This window comes from Algicella marina, assembly GCF_009931615.1.
Classification (GTDB): Bacteria; Pseudomonadota; Alphaproteobacteria; order Rhodobacterales; family Rhodobacteraceae; genus Algicella; species Algicella marina.
This window is the reverse complement of the sequence record NZ_CP046620.1, coordinates 888,722-903,902: the sequence shown is the minus strand read 5'-3', so window position 1 is coordinate 903,902 and position 15,181 is coordinate 888,722. Positions and strand designations below refer to the sequence as shown.

17 protein-coding genes are annotated in these 15,181 nt (G+C 65.0%); 6 read left to right on the top strand and 11 right to left on the bottom strand.

Features of this window, described 5'->3' with window-relative positions; all coding sequences use genetic code 11:
* Positions 1 to 22: 22 nt before the first annotated feature.
* Positions 23 to 826, bottom strand: a complete 804-nt coding sequence (locus tag GO499_RS04480) for a DUF817 domain-containing protein (protein ID WP_161861064.1) — start codon at positions 824 to 826, stop codon at positions 23 to 25.
* Positions 826 to 1,215, bottom strand: coding sequence for a RidA family protein (locus GO499_RS04475; RefSeq protein ID WP_284154894.1), 390 nt, complete (start codon positions 1,213 to 1,215; stop codon positions 826 to 828). The genes GO499_RS04480 and GO499_RS04475 overlap by 1 nt, the downstream gene beginning before the upstream one ends.
* A 162-nt stretch (positions 1,216 to 1,377) precedes the next feature.
* On the opposite strand from GO499_RS04475, the gene GO499_RS04470 reads away from it, so the two are divergent.
* Positions 1,378 to 2,256: a PhzF family phenazine biosynthesis protein gene (locus tag GO499_RS04470; RefSeq protein WP_161861063.1), complete on the top strand. Its 879-nt coding sequence runs from the start codon at positions 1,378 to 1,380 to the stop codon at positions 2,254 to 2,256.
* A gap of 109 nt (positions 2,257 to 2,365) precedes the next feature.
* Positions 2,366 to 3,523 (top strand): AAA family ATPase, encoded by a 1,158-nt coding sequence (locus tag GO499_RS04465; RefSeq protein ID WP_161861062.1) that lies wholly within the window; start codon positions 2,366 to 2,368, stop codon positions 3,521 to 3,523.
* 19 nt (positions 3,524 to 3,542) lie between these two features.
* Here GO499_RS04465 and GO499_RS04460 read toward each other — a convergent pair whose 3' ends face one another.
* Positions 3,543 to 4,130, bottom strand: a complete 588-nt coding sequence (locus tag GO499_RS04460) for a hypothetical protein (RefSeq protein ID WP_161861061.1) — start codon at positions 4,128 to 4,130, stop codon at positions 3,543 to 3,545.
* A 169-nt stretch (positions 4,131 to 4,299) separates the two neighbouring features.
* Between GO499_RS04460 and GO499_RS04455 the strand changes: the two genes are divergently transcribed.
* Entirely contained in the window at positions 4,300 to 6,273 is a 1,974-nt protein-coding gene (locus GO499_RS04455) for a heme lyase CcmF/NrfE family subunit (RefSeq protein ID WP_161861060.1), read from the top strand.
* On the top strand, positions 6,270 to 6,719 hold the full coding sequence (locus tag GO499_RS04450) for a cytochrome c-type biogenesis protein (protein WP_161861059.1): 450 nt from the start codon (positions 6,270 to 6,272) through the stop codon (positions 6,717 to 6,719). Before GO499_RS04455 ends, GO499_RS04450 begins: the two co-directional genes overlap by 4 nt.
* 51 nt (positions 6,720 to 6,770) lie before the next feature.
* Here the strand turns inward: GO499_RS04450 and GO499_RS04445 are convergent, their stop codons facing one another.
* The 4 genes from GO499_RS04445 to GO499_RS04430 all read right to left on the bottom strand — a co-directional run bounded on the left by GO499_RS04445 (position 6,771) and on the right by GO499_RS04430 (position 11,175).
* On the bottom strand, positions 6,771 to 7,298 hold the full coding sequence (locus GO499_RS04445) for a hypothetical protein (protein WP_161861058.1): 528 nt from the start codon (positions 7,296 to 7,298) through the stop codon (positions 6,771 to 6,773).
* Positions 7,299 to 7,343: 45 nt separating this feature from the next.
* Positions 7,344 to 8,585, bottom strand: coding sequence for an Hsp70 family protein (locus GO499_RS04440; RefSeq protein WP_161861057.1), 1,242 nt, complete (start codon positions 8,583 to 8,585; stop codon positions 7,344 to 7,346).
* A 185-nt stretch (positions 8,586 to 8,770) separates the two neighbouring features.
* Positions 8,771 to 10,330 carry an alkaline phosphatase D family protein gene (locus tag GO499_RS04435; RefSeq protein WP_161861056.1) on the bottom strand — a complete coding sequence of 520 codons (1,560 nt, stop codon included), beginning with the start codon at positions 10,328 to 10,330 and terminating at the stop codon, positions 8,771 to 8,773.
* Between the two features lie 92 nt (positions 10,331 to 10,422).
* Positions 10,423 to 11,175 (bottom strand): SDR family oxidoreductase, encoded by a 753-nt coding sequence (locus GO499_RS04430; protein WP_161861055.1) that lies wholly within the window; start codon positions 11,173 to 11,175, stop codon positions 10,423 to 10,425.
* Between the two features lie 152 nt (positions 11,176 to 11,327).
* Here GO499_RS04430 and GO499_RS04425 point away from each other — a divergent pair, with 152 nt between their 5' ends.
* Together GO499_RS04425 and GO499_RS04420 are read left to right on the top strand one after the other, a co-directional pair.
* Entirely contained in the window at positions 11,328 to 12,104 is a 777-nt protein-coding gene (locus GO499_RS04425) for an enoyl-CoA hydratase-related protein (RefSeq protein ID WP_161861054.1), read from the top strand.
* Between the two features lie 117 nt (positions 12,105 to 12,221).
* Positions 12,222 to 12,359 carry a hypothetical protein gene (locus GO499_RS04420; RefSeq protein ID WP_161861053.1) on the top strand — a complete coding sequence of 46 codons (138 nt, stop codon included), beginning with the start codon at positions 12,222 to 12,224 and terminating at the stop codon, positions 12,357 to 12,359.
* A 120-nt stretch (positions 12,360 to 12,479) separates the two neighbouring features.
* Here the strand turns inward: GO499_RS04420 and GO499_RS04415 are convergent, their stop codons facing one another.
* The 4 genes from GO499_RS04415 to argC form a co-directional block, all read right to left on the bottom strand.
* Positions 12,480 to 12,986, bottom strand: a complete 507-nt coding sequence (locus GO499_RS04415; protein WP_161861052.1) for a holin family protein — start codon at positions 12,984 to 12,986, stop codon at positions 12,480 to 12,482.
* Positions 12,977 to 13,588: a holin-associated N-acetylmuramidase gene (locus GO499_RS04410; protein WP_161861051.1), complete on the bottom strand. Its 612-nt coding sequence runs from the start codon at positions 13,586 to 13,588 to the stop codon at positions 12,977 to 12,979. The genes GO499_RS04415 and GO499_RS04410 overlap by 10 nt, the downstream gene beginning before the upstream one ends.
* Before the next feature lie 117 nt (positions 13,589 to 13,705).
* On the bottom strand, positions 13,706 to 14,146 hold the full coding sequence (ccmE, locus tag GO499_RS04405) for a cytochrome c maturation protein CcmE (protein WP_161861050.1): 441 nt from the start codon (positions 14,144 to 14,146) through the stop codon (positions 13,706 to 13,708).
* A 7-nt stretch (positions 14,147 to 14,153) separates the two neighbouring features.
* Positions 14,154 to 15,179, bottom strand: coding sequence for an N-acetyl-gamma-glutamyl-phosphate reductase (gene argC / locus GO499_RS04400; RefSeq protein ID WP_161861049.1), 1,026 nt, complete (start codon positions 15,177 to 15,179; stop codon positions 14,154 to 14,156).
* Positions 15,180 to 15,181 lie beyond the last annotated feature (2 nt).

Genomic DNA, 15,181 nt, shown 5'->3' with positions numbered 1-15,181 from the left:
GGCCACCGCCAGGGGCCTTTCGTCAAGTCTCCGCCTCCGGCCGCGCCACCCAACTGACCATCACGAAGCTCAGGATCATCAGCAGATACCAAGACCCAAGCTTGGAAAAATGCACCACGGCCCAGCCCTCCTTCTGGTTCGGATACATCCACGCCCCGGCAAAGGTGCCGATGTTCTCCGCAAACCAGATGAACAGCGCCACGAGGAAGAATCCCAGCACCAATGGCATCCGCAACCGCATCCGCCGCGGCGTGTAATGCACCCATGTCGGCCCGTACAGCAGCACCGTCGCCGCAATCAGCGGATAGCGCAGATCGACGACGTAGTGATGGGTAAAGAAGTTGATGTAGGCCAGCACGCTCACCGCCACCGTCGCCAAGAACGGCGGATAGCGGGTGAAGCGGAAATCGAACAGCCGCCACACCCGTGCGAGGTAGGAACCAACCGCAGAATACATGAAGCCGGAGAACAACGGCACTCCGCCGATACGGAAGATCGCTTCCTCCGGATAGATCCAGCTGCCTGCGTAGGTCTTGAACAGTTCCATCGCCGTGCCCACAACGTGGAACAGCAGGATCACCCGCGCCTCCTCCCAGCTTTCCAGTCCGAGTGCCAGCAGGCCCGCCTGCACGATAAGCGCCGCCAGAAACAGGAAGTCGTAGCGATGCAGCACGGCGCCATCGGGCCAGAAGAAATGTGTGGCGACGATGAGCGCCAGCATCAGCCCGCCGAACAGGCAGGCCCAGGCCTGTCGCACTCCGAACCACCAGAATTCGGTCAGCCACAGACGCCAGCCAGCCACTCCGATCTCACTTGCCGCAACCATCAGGGCCGCTTCGCCACCATGTCGATCTCCACCAGCGCGCCGACCGCCAGCGCCGTGACGCCGATGGTCGTCCGGGCCGGTCGACGATGCTCGGAGAACCGGGCGCTGTATGTCTCGTTGAACGCCCCGTAATCCCGTTCGAATTCCGTCAGGTAGCACCGGCATTGCAAGACATCAGCCAGCGACATGCCAATGCCCTTCAGAATGAGTTCGAGGTTGTCCATCACCCGCTGAGTCTGGGCGACAATGCCCTCCGGCAAAGCCCGCTCCGGTTCGCCGGGCCAGGTCGGCATCTGCCCCGTCAGCATCACCCAGCCATCGGCCTCCACCGCATGGCTGAAGGGTGCCACGGGCGTCGGGCCGCTGGCGATCATGTGAAATTCGGGCATCCGCCGCTCCTTATGTTTGCCCGTCGGACCCCGCCACAAAACCGCCCGCCGATCAAGCTCCATCCCCGCCCGGTGATATCGCGTTTCAGCAAAAGTCATGGAAACGCCCCTTGCCCAACTCGTGGGTCGCAACCAAACTCCGCCACAACTGAGGAGCCAACGATGCCCACATACGCCTTCGACTGGGTCGATGCCTTTACCAGCCAGCCATTCGGCGGCAACGCCTGTGTCGTTGTCCACGAGGCCGCAGATCTCGGCATTGAAGACCGATTGGCTCTCGTGCGCGAGACCAGTCTGTCCGAGTGTGCTTACATTGTTCCGTCCGAGAAGGCCGACTTCGGTGCCCGTTACTACCTCGCCACCCGCGAAATCCCGATGGCCGGTCACCCGACGATCGCCACCGTGGCGTCACTGCTGCATCGCGGGCTTGTACCGCTGAAGGCCGGCCGAGCCGAATTCACTTTGGAGGTCGGCGCCGGCGTGCTCCCCATCACGGTCGAAGGCGACCTGATCACCATGCAACAATCGGCGCCACTCTTCGGTGCACCGCAGGATCCGGCGGAAATCGCAGCGATGTACGGTCTCCCGACGGATGCCATCCTCGGCACCCCGCGCATCGTCTCCACCGGGACGCCATTCTGCTGCACGGTCCTGCGGGATCGGCCCTCGCTCGACGCCGCCAAACTGGATGTCGCCCGGCTGGAGGCATGGCGCAGCCGGCAGGGCGAACAGGCTGCGCTGATGGAGCCGTTCCTGACAGTGCTCGAAGGCGCCGACGAAGGCGACATCTTCTCACGCCTGCTGCTGGCGCCGCCGATGCCCGCCGAAGATCCGTTCACCGGTTCCGCCAACGGCTGCATGGCCGCCTATCTCTGGGCCGAAGGCCTCATCGACGATCCGGTCTACAAGGCGGATCAGGGCCATGGAATGGGCCGCCCCGGCCAGGCCCACATCGAGGTTCTCGGCCCCCGCGACGCCATCAACGGCATCAGGGTCGGAGGCCGAGGCCGGGTGCTGATGTCAGGCTCACTCGACCTCTGACCCTGTCCGGGCGTCACGCAGCTTGCGTCTCCCGTACTCCTTCCCATTCCCGCATGCCCGCGTGAAACCAGCCACTTCCATCGCAACGCCAACCGGCTAGACTGCGCCCATGCTGACCACCCTCGCCATTTCCGGCTACCGCTCGATCCGGGATCTTCGCTTGCCGCTGGAGCGTCTGAACATCGTCACCGGCCCGAACGGCAGCGGCAAGTCCAGCTTTTACAAGGCACTGCGCCTGCTCTGCGATGTCGCGCAGGGCGCCGCCATTCCCGCGATCGCCGCCGAGGGCGGGCTGCAATCGACACTCTGGGCAGGACCGGAAGAAATCTCGCGGGCGATGAAATCCGGCGAGGTGCCGGTTCAGGGAACGCTTCGCAAGGGGCCCGTAGCCCTACGTCTCGGCTTCGCCACCGACGATTACGGCTATGCCATCGACCTCGGCCTGCCCAGACCCTCCTCCACATCACTGTTCTCGCAAGATCCGGAGATCAAGGCAGAGGCGGTCTGGGCCGGGCAGGCCCTGTCCCGACGTACCGAATTCGCCAGCCGTGTCGGCCCCGCCGTTACCGCATTAGCGCTCTCGGGCCGGCGCGAAGCCGTCATCTCGGATCTTGCCCCCTACGAAAGCATGATGACCCATGCCGCGGACCCGAAATCACTCCCCGAACTGCTCACCCTGCGGGAACGGATGCGAAGCTGGCGCTTTTACGATCATCTGCGCACCGATATGGAGGCCCCGGCCCGTCAGCCCCGCCTCGGCACCCGTACGCCGGTGCTGGCGGGTGATGGCGGCGATCTCGCCGCCGCCCTCCAGACAATCATTGAGATCGGCGATACCCGCGCCCTTGCCTCCATCATCGACGAGGCCTTCCCCGGCAGTCAGGTCCGGATCAGCGAGTCTGCCGGTCTGATGGAAGTGGAGATGCACCAGCCCGGCCTCTTGCGGCCGCTTCGTGCGCGGGAGTTGTCCGACGGCACCCTGCGGTTTCTGCTGCTTACCGCCGCCCTGATGACACCCCGACCGCCGGAACTGATGGTGCTCAACGAACCGGAAACCAGCCTCCACCCGTCGCTTCTCGCGCCCCTCGCCCGGCTGATCGTTGCGGCCAGCGCCCGCAGTCAGATCATCACTGTCTCGCACGCCGCCCCGCTGGTCGAGGCTCTGGCCGAGGCGGAGGACGCCACGCTCATCGCCTTGTCCAAGCCGCATGGCGAGACGGAAGTCATCGGCAACGACCCGCCTCAGTGGCAGTGGCCAGAACGCTGAAGCAGGGAGGTCCGGCCGCCTACCAGGGCTTCGGCACCCAGGCGAACTTGTTGGTGATGATGGAGGTGATCGAGGCGTCGTAGTTCATGTTGGCAATCGCCGTATGCACAACGCCCTTGTTCTTCAGGTTCTTGTCATACTCGTTCATCGCGAACAGAGAGAAACACCACGCCAGCACGACGATATCGCCACCGTCCAGCTTCTCCTTGATCAGCGCCTTCAGCTTCTCCGTCGTGCGGCTGTCATTGGCCTCGTACAGGTCCAGCAACGCGACGTTGAATCCGGCCCCCTGCAATCCATCGACGATCTTGCGGTCCTCCCTCAGATGCTCGATGTCATAGACCTTCTTGGCCATGAACGTACCATCCTTGCCCACCGGGTTGCCACTCGCCTCGCCATGGCGGCCGGTGAACACCCAGACCTTGCGGCTGTCGCCGCTCAGGTCCTTGGCGATCGGTCCCCAGGAGTTCTCGCCGGTGATGCAAACGGACATGTACAGGCCGCCAACCTTTACCCACGGCACATCCGCCGCCTCAAAGGATGATCCGCCGAAGAAACTGTCGGCATGGTGGCGGGCACTGTTCTGATCGCTATGCGGAATAATCATTACTTTGGGTTCCTCTTGTAATTTTCCCCACAAGGAAGCATGGAACCGCCACGCAAGCTGTAAGTGATGTGACACAGCGCCGGGCGCCATCCGCGTCTGCGCACCGCGACACTTCGTGAATTGCCCTCGCCCGCATGGCCCCTATACTCCGCGCAAAGGAGAAGACCCCATGATTGCGGAATTCGGCCATCTTGCCCTCGCCCTTGCCCTCGGCGTGGCCCTCGTGCAGACGATCCTGCCCATGGTCGGGGCTCAGAAGGGCTGGGCCAACTGGATGCGCGTCGCTATTCCGGCCGCCAACCTTCAGTTTCTGCTGATCGCATTCGCCTTCGCCGCCCTCGTTCGCGCCTTCGTCATCTCCGACTTCTCGGTCGAACTCGTCGCCGCCAACTCCCACTCAGCCAAGCCGCTGCTCTACAAGATCTCCGGAACATGGGGAAACCACGAGGGCTCGCTGCTGCTCTGGGTGCTGATCCTGGCACTGTTCGGCGCCACCGTGGCGTGGGCCGGCCAGCAATTGCCGCTGGCCCTGCGCGCCCGTGTGCTCGCCGTGCAAGGCTCGATCGGCGTCGCCTTCCTCACCTTCATGCTGTTCACCTCCAATCCCTTCACCCGGCTGGCCAACCCGCCCTTCGACGGCAACGATCTCAATCCGCTCCTGCAGGACCCCGGTCTCGCCTTCCACCCGCCCTTTCTCTACCTCGGCTACGTCGGCCTCTCGATGGCCTTTTCCTTCGCCGTCGCCGCCCTGATCGAGGGTCGCGTCGATGCCGCCTGGGCCCGCTGGGTCCGGCCGTGGACGCTCGCGGCCTGGCTCTTCCTGACCATCGGCATCGGCCTCGGCTCCTGGTGGGCGTATTACGAGCTCGGCTGGGGCGGCTGGTGGTTCTGGGATCCGGTGGAGAACGCCTCCTTCATGCCGTGGCTCATCTCTGCCGCCCTGCTGCATTCCGCCATCGTGGTCGAGAAGCGCGAGGCCCTGAAAAGCTGGACGATCCTTCTGGCCATCCTCGCATTCTCGTTCTCGCTCATCGGCACGTTCATCGTCCGCTCCGGCGTCATCACCTCCGTCCACGCCTTCGCCTCCGATCCGACGCGCGGCCTCTTCGTGCTCGGCATCCTCGTCGTCTTCACCGGCGGCGCGCTCACGCTCTATGCCATTCGTGCGCACAGCCTGCGCACCACGGCCGTATTCTCGATGGTCAGCCGCGAGTCGGGGCTGGTGATGAACAACCTTCTGCTGGTCACCGCAACGGCCGTCGTCTTCGTCGGCACGCTCTGGCCCCTGATCGCCGAGCTTGCCTTCGGCCAGAAGCTCTCCGTCGGGCCCCCGTTCTTCGACATAGCGTTCACACCCTTCATGGTCGCGCTGGCGATGATCCTGCCCTTCGGCGCAATCCTGCCATGGAAGCGGGCCAATACCGCGCGTTCGCTCCGTCATCTCACCGGCCCCATTGCCCTCTCACTCGCTCTCGGCGCGCTCGTCTGGTCGATACAAACGGGTGGCCGCCTCCTCGCGCCCATCGGCGCGGCGCTGGCCGCCTGGGTCGTCCTCGGTGCACTGGCCGATTTCGCCGAGCGTATCCGCCTTTTCCAATCGCCCGCCACGGCACTGCGCCGCGCCGCCAACCTGCCCCGGGCGGATTGGGGCAAGGCCGTGTCCCACACCGGCTTCGGCCTCATCATTTTCGCCATCGCCGCCATCACCGCGTGGGAGGTGGAGGATATTCGGCTTGTCGAGCCCGGGCAGCGCTACGAAATCGGCCCCTATGCACTCCGGCTGGAAAAGGTGGAACAACTGCGCGGGCCCAACTACGTCTCCGAACAGGCAACCCTCACCCTCTGGCAGAACGGCCGCAATCTCGGCACCCTGACGCCGGAGAAGCGTTTCTATCCGGTCCAGCGCATGCCGACGACAGAGGCCGGTCTAAACTCCGGTTTCACCCGCGATGTCTACGTCGTTATCGGTGATCGCCAGGGCGAGGCATGGGCCGTCCGCACCTTCATCAAGCCATTCGCCAACTGGATCTGGGGCGCGGCCATCATCATGGCTCTCGGTGGGCTGCTCTCCCTGTCCGATCGCCGCTACCGGCTCGGCGCACCCGCCGCCAAGCGGCCCGTCAGTGCGGTGCCCGCCGAATGATCCGTGCGCTCTTTCTGATGGTGCTGCTGCTCGCCACTCCGGCCCTCGCGGTGGAACCCGACGAGGTCCTGAACGATCCCGCGCTGGAAACCCGCGCCCGTGAGCTGTCGAAGGAAATCCGCTGCCTTGTCTGCCGCAACGAAAGCATCGACGACAGTTCCGCCGATCTGGCAAAGGACCTGCGCATCCTCGTCCGCGAGCGGCTGACAGCGGGTGACAGCGACGCCGAAATCCTCTCGTTCCTCACGGATCGCTATGGCGAGTTCGTGCTTTTACGCCCTCGCTTCACCGGTGCCACGGTGCTCCTGTGGCTCACCGGCCCCATCCTCCTGCTGATCGGAGCCATCGCCGCCCTCGCTTTCATCCGCACGCGCAGCGCCCCTCACAGCCCCGAACCGCTCAGCGCCGAGGAGCAGGCACAGCTCGACAAGCTGCTGAACGGCTGAGCGAATCCCGTCCGCCGACCGAACCCGTCACTGCGCGGGCCCCACGGCAGTTCATGCCACCCCCAGTTCTCGCCGCAGCCGCGCGTATTCCGCACGCCGCGCCGCATCCTTGCTCCGGTCCCGCCGCTCCAGCGCCCGCAATACCTTACGCGGATCGCAGGCCCGGTACGGCACCCCGGCCGCCTCCAGTTCAATGGCCCCCTGCATCAACTCCGCGTAAGGAGCCGCAAACTCAACCACGATGTCCAGCATCCCCAACGGCGTCACGTAGAGCCAGTCCAGCGCCTCCGCCGTTGCCGCTCCCACCCTCCAGTCCTCGCATTCCGCCAGTGTCGCACCGCCCCAACCGTCCAGATACGCCCGCACAGCGTTCAGACTGCGCAGGCACTCAGCTACCCGCGCCAGGTTTTCCGGTGAAAGCTCCGGCACCACGTCGAGATCGTTGGGCACCAGTTTCGCCCCATGCAGCGCCAGCACCTGAGAGCCGCACAGAACCCAGCGCACCTCGTGCGCCGCCAAAACCGCGATCAGGGCTTCCGCCTGCAAAACCGGCCTGTCGCTTGGATGCAGCCTCTCCATGCCAGCGTCTCTACCACGCCCGGCATCATGCAGAGCTGAGTTTTCTCACATCTGTGCCGCCGCCAGCGCCAATCCGTCGGCCACCGCCGTGAACACCTCGGACGTGCTGTGCCGCGCCTCTGGAAACACCCGTTTCATCTCGTCGGAAACCATGGTCATCAGGCTCGACCCGCCAACATAGATCACCCGGTCCACGCTGCATCCCCCCGCCAGCCGCACCGTTTCCTCCGCCCCTGTCCGCAGCGCCTGCGCGTGCGCAGTCAGGCTTTCGGCCACCTCGGCAGCGCTCAACGGCACGCCCAGACCGGCCTCGATCACGCCCAGATCAATACTCCCACCGTCGCCGGCATTCGCCGCGATCTTGCCCCGCTCCACCGCGAATGCCAGGTCGTGGCCAAGGTCGTCCTCCAGCACCGTCGCCAGCCGCCCAAGCTGTTCCGGAGCTTCCGCCAGCCGCAACATCTCCGCCACCATCCGCCGGTTCTGCGGCGTGTTGACGAACGGTATCTTCTCCCACGTCGCCAGATCGTTGAAGATTGCGTTGGGCACCGGTGAGGTACCGGCACCCAGCACCTTGCGCACCTCGGTGCCCTTGCCCAGCAACGGCATCACCCGGTCGATGCTGATGGATTTGTCGAAATCGGTGCCGCCGATCCGCACCCCGTGATTTGCCAATATCTCGACACCGCTTTCACCGGCCCTGAACAGCGAGAAATCAGAGGTGCCGCCACCAATATCGACGATCAGTCCCACCTCGCCGCCGCGCTCCGTCGCGCCACTGGCAATCGCCGCCGCTTCCGGCTCGGCCATGAACGCCACATCCTCGAATCCGGCCGCCATGTAGCACGCCCGCAGATCCGCCTCCGCCTTCTCCTCCCGTTCCGCGCCACGGCCATGAAAGATCACCGGCCTGCCGGAAAGCACGCGCGTGAACGTCTGCCCCGTCTGTGCCTCCGCCCGCTCCCGGATTGCGCGCAGGAACCGGCCGATGATATCGACGAACGTCACACGCTCCTTCAGGATCTGGCGCTGCTCATGCATGAGGGAAGTGCCCAGCACCCGTTTCAGCGCCCGCATGAAACGCCCCTCCAGCCCGTCCAGCAGGGCGGCATTGGCCGGATCACCGATCAGCGTCTCGCGCGTTTCAAAATCGAAGAAGAAGGTCGTCGGAAGCGTGGTGCGCCCGGGTGCCATCTCGATCAGCACCGGTCGCCCCTCCACCACATGCCCCGCCGCCGAGTTGGACGTTCCGAAATCGACCCCAAGAACCGGACCCTGCCCCGCCATGTCCACACCTCCCGGCTGCGAAGAAAGCCGCGTGCCTACCGGCCGCTTGTGGGCCTGTCAAGCGGGCAGGAGAAGGACTGGCAACCGGTCAGGCCGCGGCCATGCAAGGCAACACCTGTCTCGAACGCAGGCATGCCGGCACCCTCCGCAACCGCGAAAGACGCCGGCATCGGACAAGCATCAGGTCAGAGCGCCGCCCGCACGGGATCCAGCGTCACCTTCCACAACTCTTCGTCCGCCCGGTCCATCAGGCGCACGGTCATCTGTTCGGTCGCGCCGTCGATGTCGACCAGTCCAAAGAACTGCAACCCGGCGGAGGGCGGCAGGTTCACGCCCTGCTCCTCGCTCGGCGCCTTCACGTAGCGCACTTCCGGCCCGAACGTCATGTCCAGCGCGTTCGGCCCGAAGGTGCCCGCGTGCAACGGGCCGGAAACGAACTCCCAGAACGGCTCGAACTCCTGAAACGCCGCCCGCTCCGGGCTGTAGTGATGCGCCGCCGTGTAATGCACATCCGCCGTGAACCAGACGGTGTTGGTAATACCCGCGGTACGGATGAACCGCAGCAAATCGGCGATCTCGAATTCCCGGCCCTTCGCATCGCCGTCATCGGCATTGGCAATCGCCTCGAACTTCGTGTCGCCGTCGCGCACCACCAACCCGATTGGCATGTCGCAGGCGATCGCCTTCCACGTCGCACGCGAGTTCGCCAGCTCCCGCTTCAGCCATGCGATCTGCTCCTGCCCGAGGATTCGCGTCGCCTCCGAAGGTTCACCCTGCACGTTGTCGCTGTTGGCACCGCGATAGCTGCGCAGGTCGAGGAAGAAGACGTCCAGCATCGGGCCGTAGGCGATCTTGCGATACACCTGCCCCGGTTCCTGCGGCTGGAAGCGGATCGGTGTCATCTCGTGGAAGGCGCGGCCTGCCCGCGCAGCCAGCACATGGACCGACTTTTCGCTGTAACGGTCGTCGCCCTTCAAATCCTTGCTGTCCGACCAGTTGTTGACCACCTCGTGGTCGTCCCACTGAAAGAAGGTCGGCACCTCCGCGTTCAGCGCCCGCACATGTTCGTCCATCATGTTGTACTTCCACTGGCCGCGATACTCGTCCAGCGTCTCGGCCACCTTGCGCTTCTCATCAATCAGGACCGCGTTCTTCCAGATGGTCTCGCCGTCCTTTTGCACCTCGTCTTCCATCGGGCCGTCGGCATAGATCGTGTCACCGGAATGCAGGAAGAAATCGGGCGTGTGCCGCGCCATCGTCGCATAGGTTGCCATGCCCTCGTCGTCGATGCCCCAACCCTGCCCGGCCGTGTCACCGGACCACGCGAAGCGAACATTGCGCCGCGACGCCGGTGCGGTGCGAAACCGGCCGACGATCGGCTCGGAGCTGACATTGATGTCCGTCAGATCAGCTGCGGAGAACCGATAGAATATCTCCTGATCGGCCGGCAGTCCCTCCACCAGTCGCTTCACTGCGAAATCGCTTTCCGGCAGCGCGTTCAGCGGCGCGAGACGGCGGACATCGGCGAAGCTTTCGGTGGTGGAAACCTCCATCATCACCCGCGAGGGCCGGTCCACCCGCGTCCAGATCATGCCGGATGCCGCATCCACGTCGCCCGACTGCACGCCATGCGTGAACACCGGCCTCTGAGCCGCTCGCGAGATCGCGGGCATGGCAAGGCCGCCCGCAAAGGCGGCGCTGCCGGCCAGCATCGTGCGGCGGGTAGGTTTCAGGAATCTGGTCATGGCTGGGGTCCCCCGGGGCTGTGATTGTCGCCAGACATCTGCGGCCCGTTCGTGACATTACCCTCTCAGCCACATGAAGAAACCATGACCACCTAGGTCTTGCAGATCGAATTGCCGCCATCGGCAAAAAGCCCACCGCCGGTCACGAACGAAGCGGCATCCGACAGGAGGAACAACGCCACCTCCGCGATCTCCTCCGGTGCGGCCATCCGCTTCAGCGCGTGCAGCCCCTCGACGAAACGATGGAACTCCGGGTCGTCCCCGGCCATCTCCGTCCGCGTACCCCCCGGCATCAGGCAATTGGCGCGGATACCCTCGGCCCCGTATTCCGCCGCGATCACCTGCGCCAGCCCCATCAGCCCGGCCTTTGCCGCCGCATATGCCCCCATTCCCGGCAGGCCCACGGTCATGCCGACAAAGGACGATGTGAACACCAGCGCGCCGCCGCCCCGCGCCTGCAGGGCCGGCAGTTGCGCCCGTGCGTTCAGGAACGCCGCCGTCAGATTGGTATCCTGAACCTCGCGCCACGTCCCGGGCGTAATGTCCGCTACCGGTGCCATCTCGCCCACAGTTCCGGCATTGTTGAAAGCACCGTCCAGCCCGCCGAACGCAGCCTCCGCCCGTGCCACCAGCGCCACGGCCACATCCGCCTCGCGCACGTCGCCCGCCACCCATACGGCCCGCCCGCCATCGGCCACTATTTCCGTGGACAGCGCCTCCAGCCGCTCCGCCCGTCGTGCCCCCAGCACCACTGCGGCGCCCTCGGCAGCGAACAATCTCGCCGCCGCCGCACCAATGCCGCTGCTTGCTCCCGTCACGATGATCACCTTGTCCGCCAGTCGCATCCCGTACCTCCCTGAAGTGTCGATACCCTTTCGCTATCCCACCTCGGCCCGGCGGCACGACCCGGAGCTTGCGCATTGCAACTGACGCCACGTTTTATCTTTTGCCCGAACCCATCCGCAGCTACCCTCCCGCCAAAAGGGAGAGTCCGCACATGCAATACGAAACCATTCTCTACGAACTGTCGGACGATATCGCCCGTATCACCCTCAACCGGCCAGACGTGATGAACGGCCTCAATGGCCAGATGCGCCTCGACCTGCTGCACGCCCTCCGCCACGCACCGGAGGAAGCCCGCGCCATCGTTCTTACCGGTGCGGGCCGCGCCTTCTGTTCGGGCCAGGATCTCGGCGACGCCAGCGTCACCACGGGGCTCGACATGGAAAGGACCCTGCGCGAGGAATACGAACCGCTGCTGAAGGCGATCTACGATTGCCCCATCCCGACGATTTCCGCCGTCAACGGCGCCGCCGCCGGTGCCGGCGCCAACCTCGCCCTCGCCGCTGACGTCGTCATTGCCGCCGACAGCGCCGTCTTCATCCAGGCCTTCGCCCGCATCGGCCTCGTCCCGGATGCCGGCGGCACCTACTGGCTTCCCCGGCAGATGGGCATGGCCAAGGCAATGGGCGCGGCGCTGTTCGCCGAAAGCATAACCGCGCAGAAGGCCGAGAACTGGGGCATGATCTGGGAGGCGGTTCCCGACGACGCCTTCACCGCGACCGTCGACGCCCGCGCCCGCCATCTCGCCCAGGGGCCGACAGCCACCTACGGCATGATCAAGCAGGCGCTCCGCCAAAGCTTCGAGAATGATCTCGAAACGCAGCTCGGGCTGGAGGCGAAGCTGCAGGGAGAGGCCGGCAAGACACGCGACTTCAAGGAAGGTGTGCTGGCCTTCCTCGAAAAGCGTCCGGCAAAATACGAGGGCCGCTGACCAGCGCATCCGCGCGCAAGCCCCCCCGGATCACAAGAGTCTGGAGAGAAATTTAATTTTCCGGCGAATAATCCGCCACCCCGGCGCGTCTCCTTCCCGACATCAAGGAGATACCCAATGCACAGACTTGTCGCCCTCGCCCTGCTCGCCTCTCTCGCCGCCTGTTCCGGCGGCGAGACGATCTACAGGGGGTTCGCGCAGCCGGCTTCCGCCGAAGCGGCCCGCGCCGTGCCTCCCGTGCCCCTCGGTCTCTGACGGGCCGGGATGTGGGGCGCGGTGCGGGCTTCCACCCCCTGCCTGCGCCGTGTCCCCACCAATGCGGGGTGGGCCGATCTCCCTCCGGCCCGCCCCGCCGTCGATACTTGCACAGTCACCTCACCCCTGCTCGACCCGCCATGCTGCCACAGCAGCGTTGCCGCTGCTTTCCTCCGGGGCACCTGCCTCGCTCAGCGCCTCGACCTCGCGCACCCGGCGCATCACCTCGGCAACCTGCTCCGGTTCCGCCGCCTTCCGCCCGCGAAAGTGATGCAACTCCCGCGCCCCGAAATAGAACGAGACGATCGCACCCAGCAGCCACCACATCGGCTCCGGCATCAACGCCAGCCCCTGCATACGCGCCCCGAACGACACCGGGTCCTTCATCGCATAAATGAACAGCCCCATCGTTCCGCCCGCCAGCAAGGGTCGCGGCAGCCGGTTCAGCCCGTCGATCAACTGGTCGAACCAGCCGCCACGCGGCCGTGCAAACTCCGCCGATAGGGCATTCAGGCTGGCCACGTGCTCCACATGTTCATGCGCCGCCCGCGCCGTCCGGTTCTCCACGAATACCTCGGCGACATTGGCCACCGTGCGGCCGATCCCCAGCCAGTTCATCAACCCCATGCCGCCACCCTCGCGCGGTGCTGCGCATCGCTCAGCCGGAAACGCTCGGTGATGAACTCTTCGGCGCGGGTGATCCAGCCGCCCTTGCCGCCATCGCGCCGCCGCGCGTACTTGCGGCTCGCCGGCCGCCTGTCGGCCAGTTCGTAGTAATAGTCCCGCCGCGCAATCCCGTAGGCGTCCACCAGATAGGCCCCGGCCTTTTGATAGGCCCGTTTCGCGGCCCCAGCGGTTTTCGGCCCCAGCGCCCCGTCAACCGCCACCGCCTCGCCAAATTCCGCCAGCACCCGCTGCAGGATCTTCACCGCGTTGTTGCCAGCGTTCACATACATGTCGAACACCGTCGGCTGCATCAGTCCCGGCAACAGCCCGATGCCCGGCCGTTCGAAATAATGCTTCACGAATATCTCCACCGCCCGCTCCAGCGGCAGGCGGCGCACATCGGCGCTGTCGATATCGCCATCACCATCGAGATCCAGCCCCAACCGGCGCATCGTATGAATCGTCACGCCGTATTTCGTCGCCCCGCCCGGATCGTCGGGATCGTTCACATAGCCGCCTTCACGGGAGACGATTTCCCGCGCGATTGCTTCCACGCTCTGCATCGTGCTGCTCCACTGCTGCCTGAAATCAGCGGGCAGAATGCCAAAACGTGAGTAAATTTATCTTAATGGAGCGTGCGCCACCACAACCGGGCAGCAGCACCGAACCCGGCTTTCATGCTACTCGGCAGCGTCCGGCTTGAACACGCCCCGTTCCTTCAGTGCATCCGCCACTTCCTTGGGCATGTATTCCTCGTCATGCTTGGCCAGCACATCGGTGGCCACGAACACACCGTCCTCGATCACGCCAGTTACAATCGTTCCCTGCCCCTCGCGGAACAGGTCCGGCACAATGCCCCGGAAAACCACCGGAAAGTCCGCGTCCAGATCGGTGATGACGAAGCGATGCTCGTCGCCCGGCTCCCACGATCCCTCCTTCACCAGCCCGCCCAGCCGGAACCGCTCATTCTCGCGCGGCGGGTCCGCGGCGATATCGGACGGAGAGCGGAAGAACTCGAAAGCATCGCGGGCTGCGTAGATCACCAACGCAGACGCCACGGCCAGCAGGCAACCGGCAATGATAACCAGATGAATTCGCTGCTTTTTCCTCAACCCGGCCATGCTACGTTTACGGGAACATCGGGGCCAGCATCAGCCCTTCCGTCTCCTCCAGCCCCAACATCAGATTGGCATTCTGGATCGCCTGCCCCGAAGACCCCTTGTTGAGGTTGTCGAGCGCCGAGAACACGATCGCCCGGCCCTCACGCCGATCCTTGACCACACCCAGATGGCAGAAGTTCGAGCCGCGCACATGCCGGGTGGAAGGCGCCTCGCCCAGCGGCAGCACTACCATGAAGGGCTCATCCGCGTACGCCTTCTCCAGAGCCGCATGAATGGCCTCCGCCTCGCCCTTGACGTAGATCGTGGCGAGGATGCCCCGGTTCTGCGGCAACAGATGCGGCACGAAAGTACAGGTAACGGGCTTGCCCGCCACCTTGCTGAACTCCTGCTCGAACTCCGCCATGTGCCGGTGCCCCGTCAGTGCATAGGCATGAAATCCTTCGGAAACCTCTGCATGCAGCATCCCCTCCTTTGGGGAACGGCCCGCCCCGGAAACACCCGTCGCCAGCGAAATGATGATCTCGTCCGCGTCGATGACGCCGTCTTTCAGCAACGGCAGCACCGCCAGATTCCCCGTCGCCGCGTTGCAACCCGTTCCGGCAACGATCCGCGCCTCCCGGATCTCGTCGCGATACCACTCTGTCAGCCCGTAGACCGCCTCGTCCTGCAACGCCATGGCCGCGTGCGGCGCCCCGTACCACTGCTCATAGACAGCCGGATCGCGCAGCCGGAATCCGGCGGACAGGTCCACGGCCTTCACATGTCCCGGCAGCGCGGAAATGATCTCCTGGCTGGTGCCATGCGGCAGCGCCCCGAAAGCAAGGTCGATGTTCCCGAAGTCGATTTCCTCGAATTTCTGCAACACCGGCAGGTCCAGATGCCGCAAATGCGGAAACACCGTGCCCAGCGCCTCGCCGGCTTTCCGGTCGCCCGCCAGCGCCGCGATTTCCATCGAAGGATGCGTCGCGATCAGGCGCACAAGCTCGGCGCCCGTGTAGCCGCTGGCCCCCAGTATCGCGATCCGCTTGGTCATCT

What these genes read in the sequence shown, in the direction of transcription:
- GO499_RS04480 (WP_161861064.1), bottom strand. Translation starts at nt 826, where the DNA reads ATGGTTGCGGCAAGTGAGATCGGAGTGGCTGGCTGGCGTCTGTGGCTG.
- GO499_RS04475 (WP_284154894.1), bottom strand. Translation starts at nt 1,215, where the DNA reads ATGCCCGAATTTCACATGATCGCCAGCGGCCCGACGCCCGTGGCACCC.
- GO499_RS04470 (WP_161861063.1), top strand. Translation starts at nt 1,378, where the DNA reads ATGCCCACATACGCCTTCGACTGGGTCGATGCCTTTACCAGCCAGCCA.
- GO499_RS04465 (WP_161861062.1), top strand. Translation starts at nt 2,366, where the DNA reads ATGCTGACCACCCTCGCCATTTCCGGCTACCGCTCGATCCGGGATCTT.
- GO499_RS04460 (WP_161861061.1), bottom strand. Translation starts at nt 4,130, where the DNA reads ATGATTATTCCGCATAGCGATCAGAACAGTGCCCGCCACCATGCCGAC.
- GO499_RS04455 (WP_161861060.1), top strand. Translation starts at nt 4,300, where the DNA reads ATGATTGCGGAATTCGGCCATCTTGCCCTCGCCCTTGCCCTCGGCGTG.
- GO499_RS04450 (WP_161861059.1), top strand. Translation starts at nt 6,270, where the DNA reads ATGATCCGTGCGCTCTTTCTGATGGTGCTGCTGCTCGCCACTCCGGCC.
- GO499_RS04445 (WP_161861058.1), bottom strand. Translation starts at nt 7,298, where the DNA reads ATGGAGAGGCTGCATCCAAGCGACAGGCCGGTTTTGCAGGCGGAAGCC.
- GO499_RS04440 (WP_161861057.1), bottom strand. Translation starts at nt 8,585, where the DNA reads ATGGCGGGGCAGGGTCCGGTTCTTGGGGTCGATTTCGGAACGTCCAAC.
- GO499_RS04435 (WP_161861056.1), bottom strand. Translation starts at nt 10,330, where the DNA reads ATGACCAGATTCCTGAAACCTACCCGCCGCACGATGCTGGCCGGCAGC.
- GO499_RS04430 (WP_161861055.1), bottom strand. Translation starts at nt 11,175, where the DNA reads ATGCGACTGGCGGACAAGGTGATCATCGTGACGGGAGCAAGCAGCGGC.
- GO499_RS04425 (WP_161861054.1), top strand. Translation starts at nt 11,328, where the DNA reads ATGCAATACGAAACCATTCTCTACGAACTGTCGGACGATATCGCCCGT.
- GO499_RS04420 (WP_161861053.1), top strand. Translation starts at nt 12,222, where the DNA reads ATGCACAGACTTGTCGCCCTCGCCCTGCTCGCCTCTCTCGCCGCCTGT.
- GO499_RS04415 (WP_161861052.1), bottom strand. Translation starts at nt 12,986, where the DNA reads ATGGGGTTGATGAACTGGCTGGGGATCGGCCGCACGGTGGCCAATGTC.
- GO499_RS04410 (WP_161861051.1), bottom strand. Translation starts at nt 13,588, where the DNA reads ATGCAGAGCGTGGAAGCAATCGCGCGGGAAATCGTCTCCCGTGAAGGC.
- ccmE (WP_161861050.1), bottom strand. Translation starts at nt 14,146, where the DNA reads ATGGCCGGGTTGAGGAAAAAGCAGCGAATTCATCTGGTTATCATTGCC.
- argC (WP_161861049.1), bottom strand. Translation starts at nt 15,179, where the DNA reads ATGACCAAGCGGATCGCGATACTGGGGGCCAGCGGCTACACGGGCGCC.